At 65.5% G+C, this 18,052-nt stretch carries 16 protein-coding genes; 6 read left to right on the forward strand and 10 right to left on the reverse strand.

Annotated features, from left to right (window positions below; translation table 11 throughout):
- Positions 1-2 precede the first annotated feature (2 nt).
- Complete coding sequence (locus tag AB0J47_RS16060) at positions 3-1,379, reverse strand: cytochrome P450 (protein ID WP_364345964.1); 1,377 nt, start codon at positions 1,377-1,379, stop codon at positions 3-5.
- Positions 1,376-2,428: a polyprenyl synthetase family protein gene (locus AB0J47_RS16065; protein WP_364345966.1), complete on the reverse strand. Its 1,053-nt coding sequence runs from the start codon at positions 2,426-2,428 to the stop codon at positions 1,376-1,378. Before AB0J47_RS16065 ends, AB0J47_RS16060 begins: the two co-directional genes overlap by 4 nt.
- A gap of 74 nt (positions 2,429-2,502) precedes the next feature.
- Between AB0J47_RS16065 and AB0J47_RS16070 the strand changes: the two genes are divergently transcribed.
- Positions 2,503-3,630, forward strand: coding sequence for a TetR/AcrR family transcriptional regulator (locus AB0J47_RS16070; RefSeq protein ID WP_364345968.1), 1,128 nt, complete (start codon positions 2,503-2,505; stop codon positions 3,628-3,630).
- Here AB0J47_RS16070 and AB0J47_RS16075 read toward each other — a convergent pair.
- Entirely contained in the window at positions 3,607-4,725 is a 1,119-nt protein-coding gene (locus AB0J47_RS16075; protein WP_364345969.1) for a TetR/AcrR family transcriptional regulator, read from the reverse strand. The genes AB0J47_RS16070 and AB0J47_RS16075 overlap by 24 nt on opposite strands.
- Before the next feature lie 573 nt (positions 4,726-5,298).
- Here AB0J47_RS16075 and AB0J47_RS16080 point away from each other — a divergent pair.
- The gene (locus tag AB0J47_RS16080) at positions 5,299-7,044 is read left to right on the forward strand and encodes an MMPL family transporter (RefSeq protein WP_364345971.1); all 1,746 of its coding nucleotides are present in this window, start codon (positions 5,299-5,301) and stop codon (positions 7,042-7,044) included.
- Positions 7,045-7,050: 6 nt separating this feature from the next.
- Here the strand turns inward: AB0J47_RS16080 and AB0J47_RS16085 are convergent, their stop codons facing one another.
- Together AB0J47_RS16085 and AB0J47_RS16090 are read right to left on the reverse strand one after the other, a co-directional pair.
- A complete protein-coding gene (locus AB0J47_RS16085; protein WP_364345973.1) occupies positions 7,051-7,530 on the reverse strand; it encodes a hypothetical protein in 480 nt (159 codons plus the stop codon).
- 386 nt (positions 7,531-7,916) lie between these two features.
- Positions 7,917-8,375 (reverse strand): MarR family transcriptional regulator, encoded by a 459-nt coding sequence (locus AB0J47_RS16090; protein WP_364345975.1) that lies wholly within the window; start codon positions 8,373-8,375, stop codon positions 7,917-7,919.
- An 82-nt stretch (positions 8,376-8,457) separates the two neighbouring features.
- On the opposite strand from AB0J47_RS16090, the gene AB0J47_RS16095 reads away from it, so the two are divergent.
- Positions 8,458-9,222: a class III extradiol ring-cleavage dioxygenase gene (locus tag AB0J47_RS16095; protein ID WP_364345977.1), complete on the forward strand. Its 765-nt coding sequence runs from the start codon at positions 8,458-8,460 to the stop codon at positions 9,220-9,222.
- Positions 9,223-9,247: 25 nt separating this feature from the next.
- On the forward strand, positions 9,248-9,784 hold the full coding sequence (locus tag AB0J47_RS16100) for a DoxX family protein (protein WP_364345979.1): 537 nt from the start codon (positions 9,248-9,250) through the stop codon (positions 9,782-9,784).
- A 114-nt stretch (positions 9,785-9,898) separates the two neighbouring features.
- On the opposite strand, the gene AB0J47_RS16105 is transcribed toward AB0J47_RS16100, so the two are convergent.
- The 3 genes from AB0J47_RS16105 to AB0J47_RS16115 form a co-directional block, all read right to left on the reverse strand.
- Entirely contained in the window at positions 9,899-10,840 is a 942-nt protein-coding gene (locus AB0J47_RS16105) for an acyl-ACP desaturase (protein ID WP_364345981.1), read from the reverse strand.
- A 466-nt stretch (positions 10,841-11,306) separates the two neighbouring features.
- Positions 11,307-13,031 (reverse strand): GMC family oxidoreductase, encoded by a 1,725-nt coding sequence (locus AB0J47_RS16110; protein ID WP_364345983.1) that lies wholly within the window; start codon positions 13,029-13,031, stop codon positions 11,307-11,309.
- Between the two features lie 62 nt (positions 13,032-13,093).
- Positions 13,094-14,023 carry an NAD-dependent epimerase/dehydratase family protein gene (locus tag AB0J47_RS16115; RefSeq protein ID WP_364345985.1) on the reverse strand — a complete coding sequence of 310 codons (930 nt, stop codon included), beginning with the start codon at positions 14,021-14,023 and terminating at the stop codon, positions 13,094-13,096.
- A 130-nt stretch (positions 14,024-14,153) separates the two neighbouring features.
- On the opposite strand from AB0J47_RS16115, the gene AB0J47_RS16120 reads away from it, so the two are divergent.
- Positions 14,154-14,852, forward strand: coding sequence for a WHG domain-containing protein (locus AB0J47_RS16120; RefSeq protein ID WP_364345987.1), 699 nt, complete (start codon positions 14,154-14,156; stop codon positions 14,850-14,852).
- On the opposite strand, the gene AB0J47_RS16125 is transcribed toward AB0J47_RS16120, so the two are convergent.
- Together AB0J47_RS16125 and AB0J47_RS16130 are read right to left on the reverse strand one after the other, a co-directional pair.
- Positions 14,849-15,187: a ferredoxin family protein gene (locus tag AB0J47_RS16125; protein WP_364345989.1), complete on the reverse strand. Its 339-nt coding sequence runs from the start codon at positions 15,185-15,187 to the stop codon at positions 14,849-14,851. The two genes, AB0J47_RS16120 and AB0J47_RS16125, sit on opposite strands and share 4 nt — an antisense overlap.
- Positions 15,184-16,758 (reverse strand): FAD-binding protein, encoded by a 1,575-nt coding sequence (locus AB0J47_RS16130; protein WP_364345991.1) that lies wholly within the window; start codon positions 16,756-16,758, stop codon positions 15,184-15,186. Before AB0J47_RS16130 ends, AB0J47_RS16125 begins: the two co-directional genes overlap by 4 nt.
- 245 nt (positions 16,759-17,003) lie before the next feature.
- Here AB0J47_RS16130 and AB0J47_RS16135 point away from each other — a divergent pair, with 245 nt between their 5' ends.
- Positions 17,004-17,774 carry an IclR family transcriptional regulator gene (locus AB0J47_RS16135; RefSeq protein WP_364345993.1) on the forward strand — a complete coding sequence of 257 codons (771 nt, stop codon included), beginning with the start codon at positions 17,004-17,006 and terminating at the stop codon, positions 17,772-17,774.
- Positions 17,775-18,052 lie beyond the last annotated feature (278 nt).

The raw sequence follows: 18,052 nt of genomic DNA on the forward strand, positions 1-18,052 counted from the left end.
ACCTACCCGTGCTCCGACGCGGACGCATTGACGGCCACCGGATCTCGACGCCACACCCGCATACCGAGTTTCGTCGGTGCGGGCAGCTGCGCGAGCGATACCGATACCGATCGAGTCGACAGCGGAGCGACACGCCAGCGTGCCGCGATCGTCGCCAGTGCCAAACTGGCCTCGACCAGTCCGAATTGGTCACCGATGCAGCGTCGCGCACCAGCGCCGAAGGATATGAACAGCGTTCGGTCCGGCTCCGTACCGATCCACCGATCGGGCACGAATTCGCCTGCCCGCTCATAGATTTCATCGCGCCGATGAATGACGTGCGGACTGACCGCGACGGTCGTGCCCGCCGGAAGCGCGACGCCGTCGAGGGTGGTATCCGCCGCAACTACCCGGGTCAGCAACCATCCGGCCGGATACAATCGCAGCGTTTCGGTCACCACCCGATTGACGACCGGCAGATTCGCCAGGTCCTGGTAGCGGGCCGTTCTATCGCTCAGCACGGTATCGACCTCGTGCTGAACCTGCTGTCGTAGCTCCGGATTTCGTCCGAGCAGATACAACGCCCAAGTCAATGTGCTCGCGGTGGTTTCCGCGCCCGCGAACAGAAAGGTGAATACCTGGTCGATCAGTTCCTCGTCGCTCATCGCGACCTGCGCGCCGGTGGAGTCCGGATCGCGGGCGCGCATCAGCGAGGACAGCAGATCGCCATGGTCGCGATTGTCGGACCGCCGCTGTTCGATGAGTTCGGCGGCCACCGCCCGCAGCCGGTTCCGCGCCTGGTAGTAGCGCCGGTTCGCCGGTGTCGGCAGTCGATTGAGGACCGGTGGCAACACCATCCGTCGGAAGATGCTCCCGGCTATGGTCGTGAAATCATCGGCGACCTGCTGGACCGAGGTCTCCGGAAACGACGAGGAGAACATTGTCCGAACCGCCACCCGGACAGTGAGTTTCGACATTTCCGCGCCGAGTTGGATTTGCTGCCCGTCCTGCCAGGAACCGATCACGTCTTCGATCGAGTCGATCATGGCCGCGGAGTATCCGGGCATACGCCCCGGTTGGAACGCGGGTTGGCTCAGGCGGCGCTGTCGACGGTGCCTGCTGTGCGGGCAGGTACCGATGCCGTCGCCCGCGACCTCGCGAGAGCGGTCGTAGAGTGGTCCGCCGCGGTCGAAGGTGCGGTCGTCGAGCAGTACCACCCGGGCCAACTCGGGATCGCAGACCACCACCACCGGCAACGGACCCAATTGGACTCGGCTCAGGCGGCCGTGCGTGGGGAGTGCGGACAGAAATCCGATCGGGTCGGTGAGAAAACGTATGCCGTGACCGAGAAGCGGGACAGTATTCGGAGCTAGCGGGATCGACTCGATCGGGTTCTTCATGCGGACCTGCTCGTCATCATCGCGGCGAGTAGTCGAAGGTCCTCGGTAGCATTGTTGGCGGATACTTCCGTCAGACAGTCCAGCGCGGCAGCGAGCTGTCGCTGGGCTTCACGCCGCGCCCACTCGCGTGCTCCGGTGAGTTCGATCAGGCAGGCGATCCGGTGCAGCGTTTCGGCATCTCGTCCGACATCTCGATACAACTCGCGTAGCGCATCCGCGGTGGGCCCGGGGGAATCCAGGGCGCGCGCGATCGGTGGGGATTTCCTGCGGTTGGCGAGGTCCGGGTACAGCGGCTTACCGGTCATGCTCGGATTTCCCCAGATGCCGAGCATATCGTCGATCAACTGGAAGGCGATGCCGAGATGGTGTCCGAATTCGGCCAGTGCTCTGGCTTGTGCGGGGTCGGCGCCCCCGGCGATCGCACCCATCTCGCAGGCACAAGACAACAGTGCCGCGGTCTTCGATTCGATCATGGCGAGGGATTCGTCGACCGTCTCGCGCTGCTCGGACTCGATATCCGCGCACTGTTCATTGCACAGGGCGTCGAGGGCTTTCGACAGCAGCGTGATGCCGGGGCGGCCCACCATCTCGTTGATCGCCATGGCTAGTAGCGCATCTCCCGCGAGCTGGGCGCCGCGCTCCCCGAAGACCGACCAGGCCGAGCGGCGGTTGCGCCGCTGCTCGTCGCCGTCGATGAGATCGTCCTGCAGCAATGAAAAATCGTGCACAAGTTCGACCGCGACGGCCTCGGTGACACCCTGCGGTGGCTCCGCGGCTGCCACGGCTTTGGCGGAGGCGAGTACCAGTGCCGGACGGATCGACTTGCCGACCTGCTTGCTCGGGCGCCCCGTGGCGTCCAACCAACCAGCGTGGTAGCCGACGATCATTCGGATCGGTGGGGCAATGCGGTCCAGGGAGGAACGGTATGCGGGCTCAACCAGACGCCTGGCCTCATCGAGCACCGTGGCCGCGGTTCGCGACCCGGATTCGTACCTGGTAATGCCCACTACCCGTCCTTCGATGCCCGCCTCGCTCGTACTCAGTCGCACGTAGCATTGAGATGGTATCAACATTTGGATGGTATGCGCATCTGTAAACGAACAGAACGGTTGGTGGAGAACCGATGGGTCGTCAGAACAGAGCCGCATTGCAGCAACGCAATCGCGACCGGGTCCTAGCGGCTGCCAAGGCCGAATTCGCCGAACGTGGCTTTCGCGGCGCGACGGTGGATGACATCGCCGAGCGCGCGGAGCTCACCCGCGGCGCGGTGTACTCCAACTTCGCTGGTAAGCGGGCGTTGTACCTGGCCGTACTGGCCGCCGAAGCCGAGCGAGCGCCGGAACTGCTGGATGGTCGCCCGGCGCGGACCCCGGTGACGGCCATCGGCCGATTCGCCCGGACCTGGGTCGACCGACTCCCCGGTTCGGCAAACTATCCGGTGGGCGGCGTCTCCCAGCTGCGCTCACCGATGCTGGCGCACGACCTCATTCCCGAACTCGTCGTCGACGAATGTCTGCGTGGCTCGTTCGTGCAGCTGATCAAACTGGACGCCATCCTCCTCGGCTTGGCGCTGGCGGGACTGGACGGCGGCGGTGGGTCCGTACTGCCCGGCCGTTGGCTCGGCATCGCCGAATCGGTGATCACGCTGCTCTACGGTGCGACCCAATTATCTTTCGTCGCACCGGAATTCGTGGACCGAGCGAAGGTGATCGCCGCATGCGAGCAGATGGTGCACCATCGGATCGACGACACCACGCGGGCTACGGCGAACACCGTCACGGTGGCCAGCGTTGACGAACCATGGACGCCGCCACCATGCCGCGACCTCGTCCATACGGTCGCCGCCGACCTTTCGGGCGCAAACGTCGTTGCCGTACTCGGGATGAACAAGCTCGGAGCCATCGCGGATATCCTGCGTGATCAGCCCAGTGGAGGTCGCACCACGATCGCGATGGCCACCGCCGAGGGGACGGAGGTGGCACAGCTGGCTCGCCTCGCGGTCAGCGATATCAGCCGGTCCCTGCGCACCGCGTTTCCGTGCCCCGCAGTTCCCGGCATGCAGGTGGTGCTCGACGAATCCGGCAAGCTTGCACGGGCATGCGGGGTCGATATCGTCGACGACGACACCGAGAGTGCGGTCTTCATCGACGGCGAACGGGTAGTGGCGCGGGTGACGGGCACGGGTGCCTGTCAGGCGTTGGCTAAAACGCTCGGCACCCTGGAAGACTCACGTTCGGTCCGCAGCCGATGAACTCGCGTAAGCGATAGCGACGGCTTCGCCTGCGCCCCGACCCTCCGCCCGCGTCGTGATGCGGCCGTTCTCGATGATGACCGCGAACTCGGAATTGTCGTCGAACCGGTCGAATCCGCATGCGGCAGCGAGCGTTCCGGCATCATCGACGACCACCTGTAGCCGAGGTAGCGCCGACGCCGGGAACGCATGACGCAACGACCGGCAGATATCCGCGATCGCCAGCCGCGCCAGCGGGGCGAGTTCCGCGGGACGGTCGCTCACCAGCGCCAGCGTGATATCGGTGTCCTCGGGCCAGATCGACAGCGCCGCTTCGATTGTGGCGATCCGGTGCATGCCGACGACGGCGATCAGGCCGTTGCCGTCGAGCCTGGCCGCGTCCGCGCGCACGCGATCGATGCAGCTCGGTGGCTCCCAAGCCTCGTCCGTCCGCGTGACGTGCGCGTCGGCGGTGGACGGCGGACTCGGCGTCTTCACGCCGCCGAGTAGCGCGACCTGTTCGCACAGTGCGATGGCCCGTGCCGGATCGGTGAATTCGGGCGCGACGTAGGACAGCTGGGTCGTCCCGTACAGGATCGTCAGCACGGATTCGGCACTGGCGATGAAACTTTCCAGCGGCGCCGACGTCGGTTGGCTGATTGCCCGCAGCGATACCGCGAGCAGCAGCGCGTCGAGTGCGAGCAGCTGTGCGAACGGTCGCCGGATCTGTTCGCTCATCAGCACTTGCGGTACGAAATCGACGCTGAGCGCGGGGGAGGTGAACTGTTCGTCCTCGCCGTACTCGTATCGGCTCGACTGCGGTAGTTGCTCGAGCCAGGTACTCGCGAACGCGCCGAGCGCGGCGGCCGGGGTGTCGGCCTTCGCGCCGCCGGCGGGCGCGGGAGCCTGTTCGGCTTCGTGTGCGAGCACCGCGAGATATAGCGCCCGCTTGCCCGGAAAATTGGAATAGACCGCCCCGCGTGTCATATCCGCGCGCTCGGCGATGCCGTCGACCGTCGCGCCGCGGAATCCGCGCTGCGCGAACTCGGACTTGGCCGCGGCCAACACCTTTCTGCGGGTGGCGTCCTGCTGCTGTGCCCTCGTCAGACGAACCATCGGTCCCTTCGCTGTTCCCTTGCTTCCTGCGGCACCGCGCAGCGTACCGGTTCGATACTCGCGCGCGGCGCTACGAATGGCCGAGATGTAGCTGGTGGCGCGGCAACCGTGCCCTGTTCGGCGTTGTCATGCACATTCGGATGCGTCTATCATCCAAATGGTAACAACATCTCGACTGCCGATGTCCTCGCGCGTCAGTTGCCGCCGTCTGACCGCGGAGGGGATGGTCAGACGGCACCGGGCATAGGGTGGATTCCGGTTCGCACTGTGAACTGTCCAGAACCGCGTTGTGCCAGCGCTTATCGCACCGACCGGTCCGTATCGTCGCCGCGGGATCCACTGTGGGCGCGAGGTGGCATGAGATGACGGTACGCGCGAGAGTCTGGAACTGTTGCCGGGCAAACTCGCGATAGCCGAGAAGTCGGCAGCTGCGGCAGGGGTTTTGTGCCGGATACCAGGTGGTTCGGCGACCGCTGACGAGATTGCCCAAATTTCGGCTGAGCGGTTCGGCCGCAGCGTTATTCCGGCTTACGTTCGGCCCGAACAGTGCCGTTTGCTGATCGGAGGTGCCGGGTGGAGCTCTGGTGTGGTCTGCGTTCGGCCGCGCTGTGCACGGCGGCTGTCCTCGCCTGTTCCAGCGGTATCGCGCTCGCCGACTCCGCACCGGACCCGGACACGCCGGCCCCGGTCCGGGCATTGGCGGCGGCACGACCGGCACCCAATGGGGCACGACTGCTCACCGCGGCGCAAGGGTCGGGACGGGTGCTCGATCTGACCGTATATTCCGAGGCGATGGGTCGTACCTTGCCTGTCGAAGTCCTTCCTGCGGTGGATGATTCGCAACCGGCACCCATCTTGTATCTGCTCAATGGTGTCGACGGACGCACCGATACCGGGATCTGGAGTGACGGCAACAATTGGCTCACCAAAACCGATGCCGAGCGATTCTTCGCCGATAAGCAGGTCACCGTGGTGGTGTTCTCCGCGACCATCGTGGTCGCGGCGGCGGGCGGCATTCTGCTGTTCCCGCACGGGTTTCTGAGGTCGTTCGCCTACGGTGCGATCGTCACCATCGCACTGGCAGCGCTGACGGCGGTCACATTATTGCCCGCGCTGCTCGCCGTGCTCGGCCGCCGCGTGGACCTGCTCGGATTCGACTGGTTCCGCAAGACCGGATCCGCCGACGACGTACCGGACAACTTCTGGGGCCGCGTTGCCGCAGTTGTGATGAAAAGACCACTGGTCGTTGCGATCCCGGTGTGTGCCGGACTCCTGCTGCTCATCGCGCCGGTGCAGCATCTAGCGTTCGGTGGCATCACCGAGCGTTTTCTACCACCCGATCACCCGACTCGATTGGCGCAGCAGCATTTCGACGAGACCTTCCCGCTGCGCCGGATCGATCCGATCTACCTGGTCATGACCACCTACCACAGCCCGGATATCGAGACGGTGGTAATGCGCGCCGAGCAGGCCCCCGGCTTGGCCGCACCGTTCCCGAAACCCACACAGCGCCCGGCGCAACCGTTCGTCTACACCACCGAGACCGTGCTCGCCAGCTCCACGGATGCCGACGCGACCATCGACTATCTGCGGTCGATGGATCTGCCCAAGGGAACAACGATGATGGTCGGCGGCGAACCGGCAGCGCAACGCGACAGTATCGACGCGCTGCTCGACCGGCTACCGCTGATGCTCGCGGTGGTCTTCATCGCCACCTCCGCACTGCTGTTGCTGACCTTCGGCTCAATCGTGTTGCCGCTCGAGGCAGCTGTGCTGAATCTGCTCGGCCTCGGGGCCAGCATCGGCGTGCTGACCTGGATCTTCGTCGAGGGGCACGGGACCGGGCTGCTGGGGTTCACGCCGCAGCCGATCATGCCGCTGGTGCTGATGCTGATCGTGTCGGTGATCTACGGCCTGTCGACCGATTATGAGGTCTTTCTACTCGCTCGCATCGTCGAGGCGCGCAAGGCGGGTGCGTCCACGACGGAGGCGGTCCGCACCGGTGTCGCGCGTATTGGGCGGATCATCTCCGCCGCCGCGCTGATCTTGATAGTGGTGACGGGTGTGTTCGCGTTGTCGGATCTGGTGATGATGCAGTACATCGCTCTCGGCATGGTCACCGCGCTGTTCATCGATGCCACCGTGCTGCGCATGCTGCTTGTCCCCGCGACCATGAAGCTGCTCGGTGACGCTTGCTGGTGGGCACCCGCCTGGCCGCGGCGCATTCAGCGGAATGCGGTCGTCCGCGAACCGGTTACCGACAGCGCAGCCGCGATGCCGACGGCGAGTCGATCGGAATCGGATCCGACGTCGGTCTGACGCGTGTTAGCTCGCCAGATCAGCGACATGCCGCTTGCGGCCGGCTTCGGCGGCCCGCACCGCGGCGGCGATCGCGACCACCGGCGGAACCCAGCGGGCCTCACGCGGGGAAATCCCCCAGCATGCCGAACCGGCCGACAGACGGGTCGGCGGGAGCGGGATGCTCGCACCGTCGGTGTGCACGATCGCGCCGAGGCCGCGCAGTTCGCCGATCGCCGTGGCCGCCTTGGCCGCACCGACCACCAGATGAATCTCGCGGCGCTGCGGACCCGGGATTTCGATCACCGGACCGGACAGGTTATTGGCCCGAAGGTACCGGCGCACGGTGGCGGCCCGTGCACCGGTGAGTTCGATGGCCGAGATCTGCTCGTCGGTGATCAGGCAGACACCATTGGTCGTTTCCGCGACCGTCCAACCACGTCGGCGGCAGTCCTGCACCGTATCCGATGTGGCCTCGGTGACGGAACTGGGAAACGTCGTCGGCACTATCTTCTCCGTTCTCGGCTCAAATCTGCGACCATCAGCGTCACATCCGTACCTGGGCATCAAATCTGTCCGGGCTTAGAGTTTCCCAACAGATTTCTTACGGCCCTGATTCTGCGGCGTTCCCAATGCCGGTGACATCACCTCGAGGTCGCGTAGGCTGTCCTCCTTTGGTCGGACCCGCACACCGAGTCAGTGGTGCGGGGGATCAGCTCTCGGCTGTGTGGGCGAACAGTCGTCGCTCGACCGTTGCGCGCCTTGTCGGTTCGCGCCGGTGCGGGACTGGACGCGGCGGGGGAGGCGGTCACCGCAACTGCGGCGGTGCGCGGTCCAACGGTCGGCGTCGTCTCGGTGTGCTGCACCGTGTTCGTGTCCCGGCGAGCTCAGAACTAGCCGAGTCGTCGTGCGACCTCGCCGAGCCCGGTGGCGATGGCCTCTTGTTGCTCGGGGGTCAGCGCATCGATGAGGACGCGTCGGACCGTTTCGACATGGCCCGGGGCGATCTGTTCGAGGCGATCGCGTCCGGCCGCGGTGAGGTTGGCGATGACGCCGCGGACATCGGTGGGGCAGGCTTCGCGGCGTACCAGACCTGCCTTCTCCATTTGGGTGACCTGGTAGTTCAGACCGCTTTTCGAGGTATACAGGGCATCGGCCAGTTCGGTCATGCGCAGTTGACCCTCCGGTGCCGCGGCGAGGCGGACCAAAACCTCGTACTGGGTGTGCGAGAGTCCCTCCTGTTTGAGGTGCTGTTCGACCTGACGGCCGACGAGCGCACCCGCCGCCAGGAAACCCTGCCAAGTGCGCATTTCCCGCTCGTTCAGCCATTTCGCGTCAGCCACGGCAGCCATCCTACCGATGTTGTTCAAATTTGAACAACGCGCTATAGTTTCCATCGGGTTCAAATTTGAACTAGTTGGATGGAGGACAGCGATGGCCGGACCGATGCCGGTGCTCTACCTCTCACACGGCGCACCGCCGCTGGCCGATCACCCGCGGTGGCCCGGTGAGCTGGCCGCGTGGTCGCGCGAATTGCCGCGTCCCACCGCGATTTTGATGATTTCCGCGCATTGGGAGGCCGCGCCGATCGCACTCGGCGCCACCACGACGGTGCCACTGGTCTATGACTTCGGCGGTTTCCCGCAGCGCTACTACCACGTGCAATATGCCGCACCTGGCGCGCCGGAACTGGCGGACAAGGTGCGCAAATTGCTCGGCGGCGGTGTCGTCGATGTGCCGGATCGCGGGCTGGACCACGGGGCCTATGTGCCGCTGAAGGAGATGTATCCCGACGCCGAAGTCCCGGTATTGCAGCTGTCGATGCCGACGCTGGACCCGCAGCGGCTGATGGAAGTGGGCCGTCGGCTCGCGCCGCTGCGCGCCGAGGGCGTGCTGATCGTCGGCAGCGGCTTCTTCACCCACAACCTGCGTGCCATCACCACCGATGACGAGCACGTCTACAACTTCACCGCTGAATTCGACGATTGGGGCCGCGAAACCCTCGCCGCGCACGATCTCGACGCCCTGCTCGACTTCGAAAACAAGGCCCCCGCCGCACATCTCGCGCATCCGCGCACCGACCATTTCGCACCGCTGTTCGTCGCCCTCGGTGCGGGCGCGGACGATTTTACCAACCAACGCACCGTCATCGACGGCTTCTGGCTGGGCATGGCCCGGCGCTCCATCCAGCTCGGCTGATCCACCTCACTACGAAAGGCATCCGATGACCGCGACTATCACCGCGCCCGCCGCGCACACCGAAACCGTAACGCCCACACACACTTACGACTTCGGTCTACTTGTCCTGCGACTGGCCGTCGGACTCACCATGGCCGCGCACGGCGCGCAGAAACTGTTCGGCTGGTTCAATGGCGGTGGCCTAGACGGCACCGGCGCGTTCTTCACGATGAGCGGCTACCCGTCAGGCAAGGCGATGGCCGTGGTCGCGGGCCTCAGCGAAACCCTCGGCGGACTCGCCCTCGCCATCGGCCTGCTCACCCCGCTGGCGGCGGCGGCACTGGTGGGAACCCTGCTCAATGCGATCGCCGTCAAATGGGGTGGTGGCTTCTTCGCCCCGAAGGGCATCGAGTACGAACTGGCCCTCACCCTCGCCGCCGCATCGCTCGCCCTCACCGGTCCGGGCCGATACGCCGTCGACCGCGTGATCCCGGCGCTGCGCAACCACCGCCTCGTCTTCGGCATCGCCGCGATCGTGCTGGCCCTGGTCGTCGCGGGCGCGGTCCTGATCGTCCGCAACTGACACGATCAATCAGGTAGACCCGCCCGGCAGCCTGCCGGGCGGCCGTCACCTGATCGGCGTCGGGCCTGATGTCACAGTCGCGTGAATGTTCGTGCGCGACTGTGACATCCAGCGCTACCCGACGCGCGCCGCCTCGCGGGCGAGGATGCGGGCGCGTTGTTCTTCGAACTTGATGACATCGCGCGTGAGTTTCTCGAGGTACTCGCCGAGTTCTTCGCGGCTGCGTTCGCCGCGTGCGGTGAAGTCCGTGCGGTTGAAGACTTTCCAGATTCGCAGGACCGGCAATACGACCTCGTCGAGGTGCTGACGCAGGTCGTAGATCCCGTGCTTGACCATCAACACGCCATTGCGACGCCAGTTCGGCATTCCGGTACCGGGCATGGAGAACGTTTTTACGATCTTGGTCACCGACTCGATCGTCTGGTCTGGTGCGATGTCGAACGCGGCGTCGGTGACGTTGCGATAGAACATCATGTGCAGATTCTCGTCGGCTGCGATGCGTTGCAGCATCCGATCGGCGATCGGGTCGGCGCAGACGCGTGCGGTGGTGCGGTGGCTGATCCGGGTAGCCAACTCCTGGAATGTCACGTACGCGACCTGATCGAGCACACCGGCGAAGTGCTCCGGCGCGTGCACACCGCGCGTCAAATGCACCATCCGGTCGTTCTCCAGGGCGACGGGATCGATAGCGCGGGTGCATACCAGGTAGTCGCGCATGGCGATCGCGTGGCGGTTTTCCTCGGCGGTCCAGCGGCCGATCCAGGTGCCCCACGCACCGCCGTTGGTGAAATTATCGGAGATCACGCGGTGGTAGGAAGGCAAGTTGTCTTCGGTGAGAAGATTGGTGATCATCGCGACTTTGGCGACTTCCGAGAGCCGTGACTGGTCGGGATCCCAATCCTGCCCGCCCATTGCTGCGAAGTTGCGGCCCTCGTCCCAGGGCACATAATCGTGTGGATACCAATCCTTGACCGTGGCCAAATGCCGGTCGATGTTGGCGCCGACAACCGGCTCCAGCTCCGTCAGTAGTTCGAGTTGCGTCAAGTCCTTTGCCATGCAGCGCCTTTCGATTCGGTGGAACCATCCACGGAACGCAGAGCTGTTCACGCATAACTGACTACGCGGCCAAGCCGCCCTCACACCCTAAACGAGCGCCCTCGGTCCAGCGCGCACCAGACCCACTTCCCCATCGAGTGGCCGACCATAACGAGGAGCGTGGTCGCGCGGAAAACTGGCGATTGCTCCAAAGTAGCGACCGTGTCCAAATCGGCTTGCCCCGCGCCTGTTTTGTCTCGCCGCGCCCGAAATCGCGGGGATATGTGCGCGGCGTGCGAATCGGTGCCTGTGAACGTCCCGAGGCATCCGTGCCCATCCCGACCGCTATCGCTCGGCCGGGCACCCCGTATTCGAAGCGGGCACCCTCTACACGGATACACGGAGTGCCCGGCTCGAAGACGGATGGCCCGGTGGGCGACCGGTCCGGCAAGGTCTGAGCGGATCGGGGCGGACGGAACGGCCGTGCTCAGCTGGCGGCGGACTTGTGGGTGCGGATTTCGACTATCGGCAGGACCAGGGCGGCTGGGGCGTCGGCGGGGACGACGGGGTTATTCGGGGCGATCGGCTGGATCCGTTGGTAGGCAACTCCCGGCGCGGGACGCAGGTCCTGTTCGCCCTTGTTGGGCCAATAGGCGGCGCAGCGTTCGGCTTGGGCGGTGATGGTGAGCGACGGATTCACGCCGAGGTTCGCCGAGACGGCGGCGCCGTCGACGACGCTGAGGGTCGGGTAGCCGAAAACTCGGTGGTAGGCGTCGATTACGCCGGTGTCGCGGTCCGCGCCGATGGGTGCGCCGCCGAGGAAGTGGGCGGTGAGCGGAATATTGAAGACTTCGCCCCAGCTGCCGCCCGCGACGCCGCCGATTTCCTCGGCAACCCTGCGGGTCACCTCGTTGCCCGCCGGAATCCAGGTCGGATTGGGTTCGCCGTGGCCCTGTTTGCTGGTGAGCTTTCGGCCGAACAGGCTGCGCTTGGTGTAGGTGGTAATCGAATTGTCGAGGTGCTGCATCACCAGCGAGATGATGGTGCGCTCGCTCCAGTTCTTCACGCTCAGAAAACTGATGAGCGTCAACGGGTTTCGCACCACCTGGCCGAGGAAGCGCAGCCAGCGCGGCACGCGGCCGCCGCCGTCGACCATCAGGGTCTGCAGCAGTCCCATCACATTCGAACCCTTGCCATAGCGGACGGGCTCGATATGGGTGTCGTGGGTGGGATGGATCGATGAGGTGATCGCGACGCCGCGGGTGAAGTCGACGTCCGGATTCACCCTGCGGGTCGCCGCGCCCACAATGGATTCGGAGTTGGTGCGCGTGAGTTGGCCGAGCCGGTCGGACAATTCGGGGAGCACACCCCGATCGCGCATGGCGTGCAACAACTTCTGGGTGCCGAGCGTGCCCGCGGCCAGCACGACCTGGCCTGCGGTGTAGGTCTGCGAACGCTTGCGCAACCACGCCCCGGTACGTTCGGTCGAGACATCCCAGGTGCCGTCGGGCAGTGGTCGGATCGCGTTGACCGTCGTCATCGGAATCACCTGCGCGCCAGCCTTTTCCGCGAGGTACAGGTAATTCTTCACCAGGGTGTTCTTCGCGCCGTGACGGCAGCCGGTCATGCATTCACCGCATTCGAGGCAGCCGGTGCGGTCCGGGCCGACGCCACCGAAGTACGGGTCCGCCACGGATCTTCCCGGCTCGCCGAAGAAGACGCCGACCGGGGTCTGCACGAAGGTTTCGCCGCAGCCCATATCGTCGGCGACCTTCTTGAACACCTCATCCGCCGGTGTTATGTGCGGGTTCTGCACGACGCCGAGCATCTTCTTCGCGCGCTCGTAGTACGGGGTGAGCTCGGCGCGCCAGTCGGTGATATCGCGCCACTGCTGATCCTGGAAGAACGGCTCCGGCGGCACATAGAGCGTGTTGGCGTAGTTGAGTGAACCGCCGCCGACACCCGCACCGCCGAGGATCAGCACATTGCGCAGCGGGTGGATGCGCTGGATGCCGTAGCAGCCGAGCTTCGGCGCCCACAGGAATTTACGCAGGTCCCAGCTGGTTTCGGGCAGCTCGTCATCGGCGTAGCGTCGACCGGCCTCGAGCACACCGACCCGGTAGCCCTTCTCGATCAGCCGCAGCGCGGTGACGCTGCCGCCGAATCCCGAACCGACCACGAGTACGTCGAAATCCGTTTCTCGCTGGTCCATGTGGTGCTCCTCGATCTGCGTCGCCAGTGACACCGGTAACACTACTACCGAGTAGCAAAGGCTCAGAGCTGGGTCTGCCACCAGGCGACGGTGGCCGCGATGGCCTCGTCGATTGGCGTCGGATGCAGGCCGAGGCGCTGCTCGCTGGCGGATGAATCCAGTACGAACGGCCGCGTGACCTGGTAACTCATCTCGGCGAGCTCGCGCATCGTCTCATTGGTGAAGCCCATCATGCGCAGCAGGGCGGCCGGTGCCGCGAAGACCTTGGGGGCTGCGACACCCGCGGCGGCGGCGACCGCGTCGAAGAGTTGCTGCTGGGTGATCGGCGGCGCGGTCGGGGCGTGCAGGAAGGAATTCCAGACCGATTCGTCGGCGGCCGCGCGGATCATGGCGGCGGCGAGGTCGGGCATATAGGTGTAGGAGTGCGGGAGGTTGAGCTTGCCCAATGCCTGCACCCGCTTGCCGGTGAGGATCGGGACGAAGACCTGCTCCCCGGCCAGGGACGCCCGCACATACGGGCCGAGGAAGTCCGCGGCGGCGACGCTCACTGTCGCGGCGGCGTGTGCTTCGCGAGCGCGCACCAGTTGCGTGCGGACACTGGGTTTACCGAAATCGGCATTGCGGGGCAGGTTTTCGGTGATCGGACCGTCGACCTTGCCGTAGGAATAGATGTTTTCCGCGAAAACCACTACAGTTCCGGCCTTTTCGGCCTCATCGAGCACGGTGCGCTCGGCCGGCGGCAGCTCCGCGCGCCAGACCTTCGCGGTGTATTCCGAGCCTCCGAGGCAGTGGTAGACGGCCGTCGCGCCGTCGAACTCGCCCGAAAGCTGTTCGGGTAGTGTGGCATTGACCTTGCGTCGCTCCACGAGTGGATGATCGGGACCGCTCCCGGACCGAGTGAGCACGCGGACCTGTTTGCCCGCCGCGGCCAATTGCTCGGCGATGGTGGTTCCGGTGGGCCCGGCTCCGGTGACGATGTGCAGCTCCGACATTGTGAGTCCTTGTCTACTTTGGCGAGCGGTGCTCTCTGTTGTGTACAAGCATGCAACTAGATCGAACCAAAGTCAAGAGCAGTGCTCGCATTAGTTGACATCGCTCTCTAAAGCGCGCATGGTGATCGGTATGGCGACGACACCACGTGCCCGGGCGAGGGCCCAGACCATGAACGATATCGTCCGGATCGGCCGCGAACACCTGGCCACCGATGGCGCGGCCGCCCTCTCACTGCGCGCGGTCGCCCGCGATCTCGGTGTGGTGTCGTCCGCGGTGTATCGATACGTGCGCAGCCGTGATGAACTGCTCACCTTGTTGGTGATCGACGGCTACAACGCGCTCGGCGACGCGGTCGATGCGGCGCTGGCCGATGCCCCCGACGATCCGATCGAGGGCCTGCGCATCGTCGGCCGTACCGTCCGCGGTTGGGCGCTGGCCGAGCCCGCCCGCTACGGACTCTTATTCGGCACACCGGTGCCGGGTTACGACGCCCCCGCTGAGCAGACCGCCGTTCCCGGCACGCGGGTGATCGCGACCATGCAAACCCTCTACGCCCGCGCCTATCGCGATGATCTGCTTATCCCACCAGCCAAGGAGCGCCCGCTATCTGCCGCCCTCGCTGCCGATTTCGCCGATATCAGGACCGTGTTCGACCACGACATACCGGACTGGCTCGTCGCGCGCGGCATCACCATGTGGGTGGGCCTGTTCGGCGCGGTAACCTTCGACGTCTTCGATCAGTACGGCACAGACACCTTTACCGACCGTGCCGAGTTGTTCGAACTCCAACTCGATGGTCTCCTCGAACAACTCGGCTATCGCGGTTAATGCAGCAGGCGGGGCGGGGGCGCGCCGTGCGGGAGTCGGGGGCCGATGGCGACCAGACTGCCCGCGGTGCGCCCCTTGCCCCAGCCGATCTTCTCGCGGTAACGGCCGATCTGATCCCGCGCGACCGGGCTGCCGGGAGGTAGGGGGGTCGATTCGGGGTCGACGTAGAGGGCGTCGGTGGGGCAGTACGCCTCGCACATGAAGCACGTCTGGCAGTCGGATTGCCGCGCGATGACCGGGATTCCGGATTCGGTGCGGTCGAATACGTTGGTCGGGCAGGCATCCACACATTTATCGCAGCCGATGCAGGCGTCGGCGAGTACGACTTCGATCATGACGCGACCTCGGCGGTCTTGGTCCACACGGCGTCGAGGCCACCGGAGAGAATGTGGTGGCGCTGCGCCGGATCCTGTTCCGGATGGTCGGCGCGCTTGCTCATGCCGCGAGTCTCGGTGCGTGCCAGGGTCGATTCGTACATGAGCCGACCGACCGCGGTAATGGCGGCGGCCTGCCTGGCCCGGACGCGATCGTCACCGGTGCGGCCACCGAGCTCCTTACCGGCGCGCTCCCAGAGGGTGTCGAGCGAGTCGAGTGCAGGCCGCAGTCGCTCGCCGTGGCGCAGGTAGTTCTTCTGGAACGGAATCAGCTCGGCCTGCGCGGCCTCGACAACCTCGGCGGTATCGAGCGTGGGGGAGTCGCTGGGCCGCAAGCCGGTTCGTCCCGCACCGCGCAGAGCGGCAGCATCAGGCCGAGACGAGCCGAGCGCGAACCGTGCCGCACCCGCGCCGGCCCAACTCCCCGACGACATCGCCCATGCCGAATTGTGGCTGCCGCCACCGGTGAAACCACCGCAGATGCGTTCCCTGGTCGCCGCATCGCCCGCCGCGAACAGACCGGGCACCGTGGTCGCGCAGTCGTCATCCACGACATCGATACCGCCGGTGCCGCGCACCGTGCCCTCGGCGAGCAGATCGACCTCGAAACGGTCGGTGAACGGGTTGATACCGCGCCGATCGAACTGCAGGAAGAAATTGGGCTGGCCGAGCCGCATCTGCGTCTGCACCGTCTCATCGGCGCGGTCGAGTTGGGCGAATACCTTCTCCGACAACAGGGTTCGTGCGATCACCGATCGCCCCTTCGTGGAGCCCGCCCCCTCGAGCACCTGTCCGTCCTCGTGGAAGAACGTCGCGTAGCCGTAGTAGGCGGTCTTGGTGATGGTCGAACCTTTCGGCACGATCGCGTAGGCGTTGGAGAATTCCATGCCGGAGAAGCGCGCTCCCACCTCGGCGGCCATCAGTGCGCCGTCACCGGTGTCGACGTTGGTGCCCAACGCACGCGACAGGAATGCGCACCCGCCACTGGCCAGCACCACCGCGCCCGCCGAGATACGGTAGTCGCGATCGAGCTGACGCTGGAATCCGGCCGCACCGCGAACCGTGCCCGCATCGTCGACGAGCAATTCGAGAGCCGGTGAATGGTCGAGGATCCGGACGCCGAGCCGCTTGACCCACGCGCGCATCCGGCGCATGTACTCCGGCCCCTGTACCCCCGTGCGCAGCTGCTCGCCGGTCGCCGGGTCGGTCGGGAACGGGTACTTGCCTTCGACGGCAAGCCGATTCATGTTGGTGTAGGTCTGATCGAGGACCCGATCCATCCAATAGTGATCGGCGAGATGGCCGCCGAGCGCCTCCCGGCTGGCCTTGGCATTGGCACGGGCGGTCGCCTCCGGGGCGACGTACCAGACGCCGGTGCCGGAAGGTGCTGTCGCGCCGCTGGTTCCGCAGTAGCCCTTGTCTACCAGGATCACCTCGGCGCCGGCTTCCCGGGCGTGGATGGCCGCCCATGCGGCGGCCGGACCGCCGCCGATCACCAATACATCGGTGCTGGTCTGCCAGAGGTCACTCATGCGTCTGCTCCTGATACGTCGGGATTGCGAAATCGGCAATCGTCGGCGGAATGCGGGGTCAGCGCGGGAATTCAATTCTGTGAGCGGTCTACGGATCGCGAAACCCTTCGAATCAGCACGATTTTGACGCTGCGGTCATTCCCGCGCGAGGAATCGGCGCAGTGGGCGCAGAACCATTGCCGCGCTCGGATCATCCGGCGATAGTTCTGGCCACATCCCGATCGGTAGAAATATCAGGAGGAACAATGACTGCCGCCGATCAACCCCGTTCGGGTGCCCAAGCGGTCGACCGTGCGATTCACGTACTGAACTGCTTCGAGGGCGACGATCCCGAGCTGTCGGTGAGCGAATTGGCGCATCGGGCCGGACTACCGGTCAGTACGACATATCGGCTGGCTCAGGCCTTGGTGCGGGGCCGGTTGCTGGAGCAGGATCCGGCGACCGATCGCTATCGCATCGGACACGGGCTCGCCTCGCTGGCCCGGCCCGCGCTGTCGCGATTGGGCATCGACGCGGCCGCGCCGCACCTCTACGCGCTGGCCGCAGGCATCAAGATCACCGTCAGCCTCAGCATCGCCGACGACCGCGACGCGGTAACCGTCTTCCAGGCGCGGCCGCCGGTGTACTTCTGCCCCAACCAGTTGCCGCAGGCCCGTCAGCCGCTGCGTTCCAGCGCCGTCGGCCAGGCTCTGCTGGCCTTCGCACCTGTTGTCGACGGACTCGACCGACGACCCGCACCGCTGGCGACGACTGACCTGGATCGCGTGCGGCGCAGCGGTTTCGCCGTAGCGATCATCGAGCGCGAAGATCCGGTCCGCTCGGTCGCGGTGCCCGTCCTCGGTCCGGATAAGCAGGTGTGGGGTGCGCTCGGCGTCCAGGCCCGCTCGGCGCGACTGAACGAGGAGCTGGTGCGCGGCATCGTGCCTGCTATGCGGCAGATCGCGGGCCGGATCGGGCCACTGTTCCAGTCCACCGCTGCCATTACCGATGCTCCGGTGCAGTTGTACTCACGGTGATTTTCACAATGTGAAATCGGCATTGTCCCCCCATGACAGTCGACCCCACCATGGACACAAAGCCGCGGGGTCGCCGCTTCTATCCGAATCCACGAAGGTCGTTGACATGATCGAATCCATTGCGCTGATCCGCCGTCGCACGGTGGATTTCATGCGCCTGCCTCATGGAGTCTGTCGCGCCTGAGTTCGCGGTCGCCGAAATAGGGCGCGCCGCATTGGTCGAATCAGGTAATCCTCCGCGCTTACCTGCCGTTGTGGCGTGCCTATTGCGCTGCGGC

This window comes from Nocardia sp. NPDC049737 (genome assembly GCF_040674755.1).
GTDB lineage: Bacteria > Actinomycetota > Actinomycetes > Mycobacteriales > Mycobacteriaceae > Nocardia.

Bases quoted from the DNA above. Each gene is read 5' to 3' on its own strand.
- AB0J47_RS16075 (WP_364345969.1), bottom strand. From the start codon at position 4,725: ATGGTTCGTCTGACGAGGGCACAGCAGCAGGACGCCACCCGCAGAAAG.
- AB0J47_RS16110 (WP_364345983.1), bottom strand. From the start codon at position 13,031: ATGGACCAGCGAGAAACGGATTTCGACGTACTCGTGGTCGGTTCGGGA.
- AB0J47_RS16135 (WP_364345993.1), top strand. From the start codon at position 17,004: ATGACTGCCGCCGATCAACCCCGTTCGGGTGCCCAAGCGGTCGACCGT.
- AB0J47_RS16070 (WP_364345968.1), top strand. From the start codon at position 2,503: ATGGGTCGTCAGAACAGAGCCGCATTGCAGCAACGCAATCGCGACCGG.
- AB0J47_RS16060 (WP_364345964.1), bottom strand. From the start codon at position 1,379: ATGAAGAACCCGATCGAGTCGATCCCGCTAGCTCCGAATACTGTCCCG.
- AB0J47_RS16120 (WP_364345987.1), top strand. From the start codon at position 14,154: ATGGCGACGACACCACGTGCCCGGGCGAGGGCCCAGACCATGAACGAT.
- AB0J47_RS16105 (WP_364345981.1), bottom strand. From the start codon at position 10,840: ATGGCAAAGGACTTGACGCAACTCGAACTACTGACGGAGCTGGAGCCG.
- AB0J47_RS16100 (WP_364345979.1), top strand. From the start codon at position 9,248: ATGACCGCGACTATCACCGCGCCCGCCGCGCACACCGAAACCGTAACG.
- AB0J47_RS16130 (WP_364345991.1), bottom strand. From the start codon at position 16,758: ATGAGTGACCTCTGGCAGACCAGCACCGATGTATTGGTGATCGGCGGC.
- AB0J47_RS16115 (WP_364345985.1), bottom strand. From the start codon at position 14,023: ATGTCGGAGCTGCACATCGTCACCGGAGCCGGGCCCACCGGAACCACC.
- AB0J47_RS16095 (WP_364345977.1), top strand. From the start codon at position 8,458: ATGGCCGGACCGATGCCGGTGCTCTACCTCTCACACGGCGCACCGCCG.
- AB0J47_RS16125 (WP_364345989.1), bottom strand. From the start codon at position 15,187: ATGATCGAAGTCGTACTCGCCGACGCCTGCATCGGCTGCGATAAATGT.
- AB0J47_RS16090 (WP_364345975.1), bottom strand. From the start codon at position 8,375: ATGGCTGCCGTGGCTGACGCGAAATGGCTGAACGAGCGGGAAATGCGC.